This window comes from Thalassospira povalilytica (assembly GCF_002844235.1).
Classification (GTDB): Bacteria; Pseudomonadota; Alphaproteobacteria; order Rhodospirillales; family Thalassospiraceae; genus Thalassospira; species Thalassospira povalilytica.
The window spans coordinates 375,745-387,511 of sequence record NZ_PGTS01000001.1 but is presented as its reverse complement, the minus strand read 5'-3'; the positions used below and the strand labels follow the sequence as shown (position 1 = coordinate 387,511).

The following is an 11,767-nucleotide window of genomic DNA, read 5'->3' as shown; positions in this document are numbered from 1 at the left end:
ATTCGATATCAGGCGTCTATCCCGAATTTCTTAAAAAGCGAATATGACAGAACAAGGGCGCGAAATCTCCGCGCCCTTGTTCATTCTGTTCAAATTTTCGTATGTCGCTGCAAAGCGGCCGGTCCGATCACAATCAGATCAGAAAATGTCTTCCAGCCAGCCTTTTTGCTTGCGCTCGATCACCGGGGTCGAACCACCGCCCGAGACATTGTCACCCAATGCCTGCTGGTCGCGGATGCGCTTTGCCTCGGCAGCCGGATCAACAACGGAATTCGGATCCTGTTTTTCCTGCCAGAACAGCAGATCGTCGATCACGCTTTCGCTTTCGGAAATAAAGATCGAGGTTTCACGATCCACGGTCGAACGGATTTCCGGATCGGCATATTGCGCGCCCGATGCCGACAACAGCGCAACCTGGCCTTTGCTGCCGGTGCCGGAAATGTCGCGCTTGACCTTGGTCGGGTCATCGCCAACCAGAATGCGGCGCGCCTGATCGGTGGTCGAGCCGGTCTGCGGACGGGACGCACCCGGTTCAGGAACGCGCATGGTGAAATCAGGCGGCAGGCTGAGCGGCGCACGCGAAACGACCTGGAACTCGTCCGGGGACTGTTTGTTCAGGCCAAAGGTTTCACGGGTCGATTCACAACCGGAAACACCAAGTGCAAGTCCGCCAAGCAGCGCAATTCTGAAAATACTGGTCGTAAGCTTCCGGGCCATTTGTGCCTCTTTACCACTCCGGGACCGGGATCAGGTCACCCGGCCAAAAATTCATCAGGCAGATTTTTTACCGCCAAAAAGGGAATCGATCAACAGTAGCGCGGCACCAACCGTAATTGCACTGTCAGCGACGTTGAAGACCGGCCAGTGATAACCGGCAACATGCAGATCGATAAAGTCGGTCACAGCCCCGTGGCGCAAGCGGTCGACAAGGTTGCCGATCGCACCGCCGACAATCATGGCCAGCGCCAGACGCAGCATGGAATCACGCGTCCGCCACATCCAGACACCAAACCCGATGGTGATCGCAGCAGTCACCGCAATCATCACCCAGGGGGCCTGGCCCTGGAACAGGCCGAACGACACGCCCGGGTTCCATGCCAGAACAAAATTCATGAATGGCGTGACTTCAATCACCCGAAACGGATTGGACAAGCCGTCAATGGCAAGGGCCTTGGTCCACTGGTCGACACCAAACACAATCGCAATGACGATCAGACCAAACACAAAGGCACGATGTTTCATTGATACTCTTTCTGACTTGCCGGTATCAGCCTGCACCAAGGCAGGACTGATACCAGAAACCACAGACCTTACTGGTCCGCGGTAATTCCCATTTCATCAACGGCATCTGCACAGCGGTTACAGACGGTTTTATGTTCTGCGTGGCTGCCGACTTCCGGCAAGGTCTGCCAGCAACGTTCGCATTTTTCGCCATCTGCCAGCGCCGGTACAACACCAACACCTGCAACATCATCAAGGGTATAGGCACCAGTCGGTGCGTCACCCGTGATCAGTTCGATGTCAGATGTAATGGCGATTTCGGCAAGATTAAGGCCGTCAAGTGCTTCGACATATTCAGCAGTTGCGTAAACCTTGGGCGCAGCATCAAGGCTGGCACCAATGCGTTTTTCCGCACGTTCAAGTTCCAGCGCACCGGTAACAACACGACGCAGCTTGCGGATCTTTGCCCATTTGGCGGCAAGCGCTTCGTCTTTCCAGCCATCCGAAACCGTGTTGAAGGTTTCCGAATGGACCGAGCTTTCCGCACCATAACGTGCACGCCATGCCTCGTCGGCGGTAAAGCACAGAACCGGTGCCAGCCAGCGCACAAGGCAATCAAACACGCGGTCCATGACCGTGCGGGCCGCACGACGGCGCAGGCTGCTTGGCGCGTCGCAATAAAGCGCGTCCTTGCGGATATCAAGATAGAAGGCCGACATGTCGAGCGCACAGAAGTTGTGCAGTTCGATGAACATGGTGTGGAAGTCGAAATCAGCCGTCGTCTTGCGCACCATATCGTCAAGGTGGCTCAGACGATGCAGGACCCAGCGTTCAAGTTCCGGCAGTTCGTTATCAGCAACTTTTTCCGCATCATCAAAGCCGGCAAGGTTCCCCAGCAGGAAGCGCAGGGTATTGCGCAGACGACGATAGATGTCGGAATGGCGCTGAATGATTTCGTGGCTGATGCGCAGATCATCATGATAGTCGGAACTGACGACCCACAGACGCAGGATGTCGGCACCAAGCTTGTTAATGATATCGTTTGGCGCAATCACATTGCCCAGCGACTTGGACATCTTGCGGCCTTCGCCGTCCAGAACGAAGCCGTGGGTCAGGACTGCTTCATACGGTGCGCGACCGCGGGTTCCGCATGATTCCAGAAGCGAGCTGTGGAACCAGCCGCGATGCTGATCCGATCCTTCGAGATAAAGGTCCGCCGGCCATTTAAGGTCCTGGCGTTCTTCGAGCACGAAGGCATGGGTCGAACCGGAATCAAACCAGACGTCAAGAACGTCGGTGACCTGTTCATAGTTCGCCGCGTCGTATTTGTCGCCCAGGAAGTCCTGCGGATCGCGGGTGAACCATGCATCGGCACCTTCTTCGCAGAAGGCTTCATACACGCGATCCAGAACCCCCTGATCACGAAGCGGCTGACGGGTGTTTTTATCAATGAATACCGTGATCGGCACACCCCATGCGCGCTGACGCGAGACGCACCAGTCCGGACGGTTGGCGATCATGGAATGCAGACGGTTGCGACCGGCTTCGGGCACAAAGCGGGTTTCATCAATCGCCTTGAGCGCCTTTTCACGCAGGTCGTTATCCTGCATGGAAATGAACCATTGCGGCGTGGTGCGATAGATGATCGGGGCCTTGGAACGCCAGGAGCACGGATAGGAGTGCTTGAGACGGCCACGCGACAGCAATGCGCCAACTTCGATCAGTTTGGCGATGACGGCTTCGTTGGCGTCGGCTTCCTTGCCGTTTTCATCATAGATGCGCTTGCCGGCAAACATCGGAACGGTCGGGTAATAGGCACCGTCACCATCCACCATTTCCGGAATTTCCAGACCGTATTTCAGACCCGTCTGGTAATCGTCCGGGCCGTGGGTCGGTGCGGTATGGACAAAGCCGGTACCGGTATCGGTCGTGACATAATCAGCTGCGAGAAGCGGTACGTCAAAGTCATAACCCTGACCGCGGAACGGATGGGCGGCAACCGTACCGTCAAGGTCCGCACCCTTGAAGGTGCCGACAACCTTGTGCCCGGTGATGCGACCGTTTTTGCACAGGTCTTCGAGAAGGTCGGTACAAACCGCCATTTTCTCGCCAACAGTGGCCCATGCTTCTTCAGCCGTTTCGGTGACTTCGATCACCGCATATTCGATTTCCGCACCATAGGAAATTGCACGGTTGCCCGGAATGGTCCAGGGGGTGGTGGTCCAGATGACGATGGTGGCGTCTTTCAGGACATCAACCTTGGTCTCGGTGACCGGGAAACGCACATGAATGGTCTTGGAGGTATGGTCGTGATATTCGACTTCGGCCTCGGCAAGGGCGGTCTTTTCGACCACGGACCACATGACCGGCTTGGAGCCCATATAGAGCGACCCGTTCATCAGGAATTTGCCAAGTTCACGGGCAATCGATGCCTCTGCCTTGTAATCCATGGTGACATAGGGGTTGTCCCAGTCACCCATCACGCCAAGGCGTTTGAATTCTTCGCGCTGGACATCAAGCCATTTCTGGGCGAACTCGCGGCATTCCTTGCGGAATTCGGCAATCGGAACATCATCCTTGTTCTTGCCCTTGGCGCGGTACTGTTCTTCGATTTTCCATTCGATCGGAAGACCGTGGCAATCCCAGCCCGGAACATAAACAGCGTTCTTGCCCAGCATCTGCTGGGAACGGGTGATGACGTCTTTCAGGATTTTGTTCAGCGCATGACCGATATGCAGATGGCCGTTCGCATAGGGCGGGCCATCATGCAGGACAAACATTTCACGGTCGGCCGAAATACCGCGAATTTTGCCATAGAGGTCCTCTTTCTTCCACTGCTCGAGCAGGGTGGGCTCCATCTTTGGCAAACCCGCCCGCATCGGGAAATCGGTCTGGGGCAGGATAACGGTTTTCTTGTATTCGACACTCATCGTGACGGTCCTGTCGTCTTGAACAAATTAAAAGGGCGAACCCCCGGTGAATCCGCAAAAAGCGCGCGGATCATAGCGGGTTCGTCGACAAATTCAAATCTTGCCGAGAATCTCTTTGGCTGCAATCACATCAGCCGCAATCTGGGCCTTAAGGGCATCAAGCCCGTCGAACTTCTGTTCGCCCCGGATAAAGCCGTGCAAACGGACCCGCACGTGGCGATCATAGATGTCCTGATCGAAGTCAAACAGGTGTGCTTCGAGCCCGGCATCGTCGTCGCCGCCAAAGCTTGGCCTTACACCAATATTGGCGACTCCGGGCACCCAGCGTTCAACCGTCTGGCCATCCGCATCAGAAATCAGGCCAAGTTCGATGGCATAAACCCCGAATTTCGGACGCAAGTGATCGCCAAGTGCGACATTGGCCGTCGGGAAGCCGATCGTCCGACCACGCGCATCGCCATGGGCAACAATTCCGGCAATTTCCCACGGACGCCCTAGAAGGTGGGCGGCGTCTTCGGGGCGGCCTTCGCGCAGAGCCTGGCGGATGGCGGTCGACGAATAAATGATCCCGTTATCGTGGGTCACAGCTTCGACCGCGGTCACGCCAAATCCGGATTTCTCGCCGATGGCACGCAACAGATCGACATTGCCTGCCCGGCCCTTGCCAAAGCAGAAATCCCAGCCGACCACCACATGTTTGACGCCAAGTCCCTTGACCAGAACGCGTTCGATGAATTCTTCGGCACTCATGGCGGCGAATTCGCGATTGAACTCGGCCTCGTAAAACAGATCGATATCGATGCTGCCCGCAGCAGTTTCGCGATCCTCGGCCGAGGTCAGGCGAAATGGCGGATCATCGGCACGGAACAACATGCGCGGATGGGGCTCGAATGTCAGGATCGCAAGCGGCACACCGAGATCGCGGGCAATTTTGCGTGCATGATCCAGAAGCGTCTGATGCCCCAGATGCAAACCGTCAAAATTGCCGATCGCCACAACAGCGCCGCGCGCCTCATCGGTCAGGTTTTCAAAAGATCGAAAAACGCGCATCCGCGCCGGTCTCTCTTTGCTGCTTTTACCCATGTCAGCCGATCGCATATCGGCAAATCCAGCAGGCAGCTATAAAGGTCCCGCCCCCGGAGCGTAAAGACTTTTCCGCTAAAAAAGCGCAGCCCGTCCTGCATGGCTGATACGACAGCCGTCAAGATCATCCAGATAAGAAAGCGTCTTTGGGGCTGCAAGCGGCAGGCGAACAAACATCCGCCTGCGCCAGATCATTGGTTAACCGCGGCTTGGCACCATGACGGTTGCTTCGCCCGAAATCACGCAGCGATCCCCGACATAGCAATTGGTTTCGAGGATCGCGCGCTTTTTACCGGCGATGATTTCACGCACGATAACCTTGGCCGTGACGGTATCGCCGATCCGTACCGGTGCCTTGAATTGCAGGTTCTGTGACAGATAAATCGTGCCGGGCCCCGGCAGGCGCGTCCCAAGCACCGTGGAAATGAAGCCGGCCGACAACATCCCATGGGCAATGCGGCCTTCAAACATCGTGGTCCGGGCATATTCATCATTGAGATGGACCGGGTTGGTATCCCCCGACAGGCCGGCAAACATGACGATATCGGTTTCCGTCACGGTTTTGGCATAGCTTGCGGCCAGCCCCACCTCGAGGTCTTCGAGATACAGCCCTTCCAGTCCGTTCAATTCTTTCATTTCCTCACCTTCCTTGCCTGTCATGGTCGGATTTGACCAACGCGTTATCGCGCTTATGGTTAATTTTGCATCGCAGCATTTGTAACTTTATTGCGCAATTTGAAATTTGGGCAATCCCTATTTCGTCGAATAGGCAAAACTGTTGGACTTGCAATAAATGAAATCAGCGACACATCAGGTACTTGGCTGATGTGTGGGGCATCCGTCATAACCACAAAAAAGATGCCGCCAACCGGCCGCCAGCCCGAAGGAAACAACATCCGATGAACATGACAATTGCCGATACCTATGAAATCGCAATGGGCCGATGGAGCCGCCGTTTGTCGCGCAGTTTCCTTGATTTTGTCGCAGCCCCGTCCTGCGGGGCGCTGGTCGATGTCGGGTGCGGTACGGGCAGTCTGACATTGGCCGCGGCCACCCGTTATCCCAAGGCCGACATTGTCGGGATTGACGTGATGCCCGACTATATGACCGACGCGTTACGCAATTCCGCGCCGAATGTACGGTTCGAGACCGGGGATGCCACCGCCCTTCCCTTTGCGGATGACAGCTTTGACACAGCCTTTTCCCAGCTTCTGTTGAACGATCTTGACGGACCGGCTGGTGCGGTTGGCGAAATGGTCCGGGTTACCCGTGCCAAAGGCCGGATTGCAGCAACCGTCTGGGACCGTGTCGGGGGACTGACATTCATCCGGTTGTTTCTGGATGTCGCGGCGTTGCTTGCCGATGGCGAAGGCGAAGAATTGCGCGCCAAGGTCTTTGATGTTCCCTATCAGGATGAAGACGATCTTTTTGATCTTTGGTCCGATGCGGGACTGGAAGATGTTTCGACAGCCACACTGGCCGTCAGGATGGATTTCATCGATTTCGATGATTACTGGCAGGCCCTGATGGGAGCGCACAGCCTGATCCGGAATTTCTTTGCCAATCAGCCCGCCGATCTTGCCCATGAAATCCAGCAGGCCACCATGCGGGCCTATCTTGGTGGCAAACCGGACGGGCGGCGTTCCCTTGTCGCATCGGCCCTTGCGGTGCGCGGGATCGTACCGGCCTGATTATGGCTGGCGGAACGGCAACCACAACACGCCAAGCAGGCTTTGACTGTTGCGGTCACGGAATTCTTCAAGCCCGATCTGCATGTCATGATCATTGGTCCGGGTGTGATCGGTATAACTGACAAACAGCCGGTCCCAGACCGACAGGATGTTTCCATAATTGCTGTTGGTTTCATCCATGACGCTGGAATGGTGCACCCGGTGCATGTCCGGTGTGACGATCAATAACCGCAACGCACGATCCAGACTTTTGGGCAGATGGACATTGCCATGATTGAACAGGGCAAAACCGCTTAGCATGCTTTCATAAATCACCACCGCCCACGGGTCGGCCCCGATCAGCAAAACGAAAAAGGATTTATAAAGCGCCGAGGCCACGATTTCGAACGGGTGAAAGCGTACGGCCGTTGTGACATCAAATTCGACATCACAATGATGCACGCGATGAAACCGCCACAAAATCGGGATCATATGGGCCAGGCGGTGCTGCCAATATATGGCGCAATCAAGCACGATGATCGTAATCAACCCGCCCAGAAGTGCCGGCATCCCCACAAGGTTGTTCAGTCCAAGCCCCTGTTGCTGCGCCCAGATGGCCGTCGCAATCATCACCGCACCAATGGTAAAGCGCGCAAGGGCCGCACTGACCAGCAGCAACCCGAAATTGGTCAGCCAGCGCATAGGCCGCCGCACCACTTCCTTGGGACGATAGGGGGCGATGGCTTCCCACAAGGCCATGACAGCAAGAATGGCCGCGAAAATCCCCAGTCTCAGCAATCCGTTCTGATCCATTCCAAAATGCCCTGGTCGTTGGTCCGCACAGCCGTTTGACAAGAATTTGCCACCCCGGCGGGTTTGATCACCATATAGGAATTGATAGCGATACCTGCCCTTACGAACAATATCTTGCGCGTCGCAGATGCATCACCTTTGTGTTAGATAATAAGTGTTTCGTGATAAATCGCAGTTTTAAACAGTTTGATAATAACAAGGAGGCCCCATGCCACACCCATCCGGACATTTACGGACACTTTTTCTGACCGTGTTCGCAACCCTGTCCCTTGGTGGTCTGGCAAAGGCAGATGGGCCGCCCTTTGATCTTCCGGTCGATTGCCCGGACAATACATGTGACATCGTCCATTATGTCGATCACGATCCCGGCCCGGAAATCCGTGATTATGCCTGTGGCACCACGACCTATGACGGTCACCGCGGCACCGATTTTTCCGTTCCCGACGAAGCCACCATGCTTGAAGGCATTTCGGTCCGGTCTGTTGCCGATGGCACGGTGGTTGCCCTGCGCGAAGGGGTCGAAGACATTGATTCAGGCCGGCTTGCCAAAAACAGCCTGGATGGCATCGAATGTGGCAACGGGGTATTGATCGACCATTCCGATGGCTGGCAAAGCCAGTATTGCCATTTGCGGCGCGGCTCGATCGCGGTCAAGAAAGGCGACCGGGTCACACGCGGACAGATGATTGCCGAAATCGGCATGTCCGGTCAGGCAACATTCCCGCATCTGCATTTCAACTTGCGCAAGGATGGCCAGCTTGTGGATCCGTTCAGCGGATCGGCAATGGGGTCAAGCGACCGCAGCCAGTGTTCGACCGATCAGGCTGTGCTGTGGTCGTCATCAGCGCGTGCCCAGCTGACCTATCATGACATCACGCTTTACGGGCACGGCTTTTCAATGGCGCGCCCGAACGCATCCGATATCAAGCGCGGCTATGGCAAGGAAACCGAACTGCCCCGCACAAGCCCCGGACTTTATTTCTGGGCCTATCTGATCGGGGCCAATAATGGCGACGTCATCCGGCTGAGCTTGCAGACCCCGACCGGCAAGGGCGGGCATCGCGACTTTGTGATTGATCAGCCCAATGATCAGGGACCACGCGCCAAGTGGTTCTATATCAATATGGATCGGCCGGGTGCTGCATGGCCATCGGGCAACTATACCGGCGAAGTCATTTTCACCCGTCCGGGCAAACAGCCAAGGACAATCGGGCAGACCGATCTGACGATCCGCTAGGCCGTTATACTTCAACCCAAATCAGCCCCCACCGCGCCCGGCCAGACCGGGCGCGATCCGTTTGGTATGCGCAAAACGCAACCAAATGAACCGCCGGTATTTTATTGCGTGATCTGCAATTGATACGCAGCCGTAAAACAGTAAACGTGGAATTTTACTAAACAAATTCCGGTCCGAATTCCTGTATTCGCGAAAACAATTGCACGGACATTACATTATCATTTGCGTTGATTGTAATTCAGGAATTAAAATCAAATCAGCAAGCGTCCTTACGCATTGAAACCATTGAATAATGAAATTTATCGGCGTCTGAATGTATAGAATATATGACTGCCTAGCGACCCAGCATGACATTGTATTGGTTCTGGTTGCCATCGCAATCGGCCTGGGCGGAATTCATACGGCCTTTAACCTGTATGCGCGCGCCTGTATGGGGCGATTGCAGCAACGGTTTGCATGGCTGTTTCTGACCGGCGTTGTCACCGGTGGCGGCATCTGGGCCACCCACTTTATCGCGATGCTGGCTTATGACCCGGTCTTGCCGGTCGGATATGAGCCCGTTCTGACCGCAACGTCGCTTGTCATTGCCATTGGCGCAACCATGTTCGGGTTTTCGATTGCATCGGTCGCCGGACCGCATTTGTTGCTGTCGCGGCTGGTCGGGGGTCTGGTTGTCGGTCTGGGCATTTCGGCGATGCATTTCACCGGCATGATGGCCATGAGCGTGCCGGGCGTCATCAGCTGGCATATGGATATCGTCATCGCAGCCATTCTGATGGGGGCGGTGTTCGGGATGATTTCGCTGTGGCTGGCCGGCCCGGCGCGGACACCCAAACAAAAGCTTCTGGGCAAGGTCAATCTGACCATTGCCGTTGCAACCATGCATTTCAGTGCGATGGGCGCCCTTATTGTTACCCCGGACCCGACGGTCCCGGTTCCGGCCCAGCTGATTTCACAGCAATATCTGGCGATTGGCGTTGCGATTGTCGCAGCCCTTCTGATTGCTATCGGCTTTGTCACCGCACTGGTTGACCGCCAGATGCGCGCCCATATCAACAACCGCATGCACATCCTCGGCGATTCCGCGATCGAAGCCCTGGTCCTGACCCAGAACGGGCGGATCATTGATGTGAATGAAAGCTTCCTGCGCCTGACCGGCACCAAACAGCATGACGTCATCGATCAGGACTTCCTGGCGCGCTGGCTTCCGGAAACGCCATTGGCATTTCAGCAGGGCAACCTGAATTATGTCGAGACGTCGTTGCGGCTGGAAAACCAGAAAGAGCTTCCGGTTGAAGTCATTCGCCGTGAAATTCCGGCCGATGACATTGCCGATGACACCACCATTTTCGGTCTGCGCGACCTGCGTGAACGCTATGCGGCGGAAAAGCATATCCGGTTCCTGGCCGAACATGATTCACTGACCAAACTTCTGAACCGGACGACCTTTAACGACCGTCTGTCAGAGGCGCTTCAGGAATCAGACGAAACCGGCGTTCCGACCACCGTGATGTGTGTCGATTTCGACCATTTCAAGGAACTCAACGACAGTTTCGGCCATATCGCCGGGGACCATGCGCTGCGTGAACTTGGCGAACGGCTGGGCAAACTGATCAGTGATGAACTGACCATTGCCCGTGTTGGCGGTGACGAATTTGTTGTGTTGTTGCATCATCAGAACCGCACCAACCCCAACAGCATCAAAACCCATACCCAGGAAGTCGCACAGAAGATCCTCGATTGCATCGCACTTCCAATCTTTATCAATCAGGAAAACCGCGCCAAATTGTCGGCCAGTATCGGGGTTGCCCATTATCCGCAAGACGGTGCCGATGCCGAAAGCATCCTGTTCCATGCCGATCTTGCGATGTATCGGGTCAAGCAATCGGGCGGCAATGATGTGGTGTTCTATTCTTCTGAAATGGATGAAGAATACCGTTTCAAGCGCCAGCTGGCGTCCAATCTTCGGGTCGCGCTCGAAAACGAGCAGCTTGAACTTTATTACCAGCCGCAATGCCATGCCGATGACAAGGAAATCCAGTCATTCGAAGCATTGCTGCGCTGGAAGGATGCCGAACTTGGCCAGGTTCCGCCGGGCCGTTTCATTCCGATCGCCGAGGAAACCGGCCTGATCATTCCGCTGGGCGAATGGGTCTTGCGCACCGCCTGCTTTGAGGCGGCCGGTTGGGACAAGCCGCTTGGCATCGGGGTCAATCTTTCCGCGGTTCAGCTTCAGAAACATGAACTGCCCGAAGTGGTTGCCGCCATCCTTGAGGAAAGCGGTCTTGATCCCAAGCGCCTTGAGCTTGAAGTCACCGAAACCGCCCTGATCCACAATCCGGCGCGTTCGATGAAGATCCTTTCCGACATCAAGAAACTTGGTGTGCGGATTGCCATGGATGATTTCGGGACCGGCTATTCATCGCTGGCGACCTTGCAGAACTTCCCGGTTGACCGCATCAAGATCGACCAGTCCTTTGTCACCAAGCTGGTGGGCAATGCCCAGGCCGGGGCGATTGTCCGGGCCGTCATAAATCTGAGCCGTGACCTGGCACTTGATGTCATTGCCGAAGGTGTCGAAACCGATGAACAGGCCAACTTCCTGACCGATCACGATTGCCGGGCAGTTCAGGGATATATGTTTGGTCATCCGCGCCCGATCAGCGATTACGCCCATATCGTTCACCCCCAGACACCCGCGCCGGAAACCGCGCCCGAACCCGCCAAAAGCGGCAAAAAACCGGCGAATCGGCACAGCGGCATCGAAACCGTTTAATCAGGTTGCGGGCGATTCCCCCAATCTTCGGGGGGAT

9 protein-coding genes are annotated in these 11,767 nt (G+C 55.7%); 3 read left to right on the top strand and 6 right to left on the bottom strand.

The features are described from left to right. Positions 1-138: 138 nt before the first annotated feature. From CU041_RS01620 to CU041_RS01600, 5 genes are all read right to left on the bottom strand, one after another. Positions 139-717 carry a DUF3035 domain-containing protein gene (locus CU041_RS01620; RefSeq protein WP_101245513.1) on the bottom strand — a complete coding sequence of 193 codons (579 nt, stop codon included), beginning with the start codon at positions 715-717 and terminating at the stop codon, positions 139-141. Positions 718-771: 54 nt separating this feature from the next. After that, complete coding sequence (gene lspA / locus CU041_RS01615) at positions 772-1,242, bottom strand: signal peptidase II (protein ID WP_101245512.1); 471 nt, start codon at positions 1,240-1,242, stop codon at positions 772-774. Between the two features lie 68 nt (positions 1,243-1,310). After that, entirely contained in the window at positions 1,311-4,151 is a 2,841-nt protein-coding gene (gene ileS, locus CU041_RS01610) for an isoleucine--tRNA ligase (protein ID WP_101245511.1), read from the bottom strand. Between the two features lie 93 nt (positions 4,152-4,244). Further along, on the bottom strand, positions 4,245-5,201 hold the full coding sequence (locus tag CU041_RS01605; RefSeq protein WP_101245883.1) for a bifunctional riboflavin kinase/FAD synthetase: 957 nt from the start codon (positions 5,199-5,201) through the stop codon (positions 4,245-4,247). Between the two features lie 231 nt (positions 5,202-5,432). Further along, the gene (locus tag CU041_RS01600; RefSeq protein ID WP_101245882.1) at positions 5,433-5,870 is read right to left on the bottom strand and encodes a MaoC family dehydratase; all 438 of its coding nucleotides are present in this window, start codon (positions 5,868-5,870) and stop codon (positions 5,433-5,435) included. A 263-nt stretch (positions 5,871-6,133) separates the two neighbouring features. On the opposite strand from CU041_RS01600, the gene CU041_RS01595 reads away from it, so the two are divergent. After that, the gene (locus tag CU041_RS01595; protein ID WP_101245510.1) at positions 6,134-6,925 is read left to right on the top strand and encodes a class I SAM-dependent methyltransferase; all 792 of its coding nucleotides are present in this window, start codon (positions 6,134-6,136) and stop codon (positions 6,923-6,925) included. Here the strand turns inward: CU041_RS01595 and CU041_RS01590 are convergent, their stop codons facing one another. Continuing rightward, the gene (locus tag CU041_RS01590; protein WP_101245509.1) at positions 6,926-7,717 is read right to left on the bottom strand and encodes a sterol desaturase family protein; all 792 of its coding nucleotides are present in this window, start codon (positions 7,715-7,717) and stop codon (positions 6,926-6,928) included. It lies immediately after the preceding gene. 208 nt (positions 7,718-7,925) lie between these two features. On the opposite strand from CU041_RS01590, the gene CU041_RS01585 reads away from it, so the two are divergent. Both CU041_RS01585 and CU041_RS01580 read left to right on the top strand, forming a co-directional pair. Continuing rightward, positions 7,926-8,954, top strand: coding sequence for a M23 family metallopeptidase (locus CU041_RS01585; RefSeq protein WP_101245508.1), 1,029 nt, complete (start codon positions 7,926-7,928; stop codon positions 8,952-8,954). Between the two features lie 313 nt (positions 8,955-9,267). Next, positions 9,268-11,730, top strand: coding sequence for a bifunctional diguanylate cyclase/phosphodiesterase (locus CU041_RS01580; protein WP_101245507.1), 2,463 nt, complete (start codon positions 9,268-9,270; stop codon positions 11,728-11,730). Positions 11,731-11,767 lie beyond the last annotated feature (37 nt).

Bases quoted from the DNA above. Each gene is read 5' to 3' on its own strand.
- CU041_RS01620 (WP_101245513.1), bottom strand. From the start codon at position 717: ATGGCCCGGAAGCTTACGACCAGTATTTTCAGAATTGCGCTGCTTGGC.
- lspA (WP_101245512.1), bottom strand. From the start codon at position 1,242: ATGAAACATCGTGCCTTTGTGTTTGGTCTGATCGTCATTGCGATTGTG.
- ileS (WP_101245511.1), bottom strand. From the start codon at position 4,151: ATGAGTGTCGAATACAAGAAAACCGTTATCCTGCCCCAGACCGATTTC.
- CU041_RS01605 (WP_101245883.1), bottom strand. From the start codon at position 5,201: ATGCGCGTTTTTCGATCTTTTGAAAACCTGACCGATGAGGCGCGCGGC.
- CU041_RS01600 (WP_101245882.1), bottom strand. From the start codon at position 5,870: ATGAAAGAATTGAACGGACTGGAAGGGCTGTATCTCGAAGACCTCGAG.
- CU041_RS01595 (WP_101245510.1), top strand. From the start codon at position 6,134: ATGAACATGACAATTGCCGATACCTATGAAATCGCAATGGGCCGATGG.
- CU041_RS01590 (WP_101245509.1), bottom strand. From the start codon at position 7,717: ATGGATCAGAACGGATTGCTGAGACTGGGGATTTTCGCGGCCATTCTT.
- CU041_RS01585 (WP_101245508.1), top strand. From the start codon at position 7,926: ATGCCACACCCATCCGGACATTTACGGACACTTTTTCTGACCGTGTTC.
- CU041_RS01580 (WP_101245507.1), top strand. From the start codon at position 9,268: ATGTATAGAATATATGACTGCCTAGCGACCCAGCATGACATTGTATTG.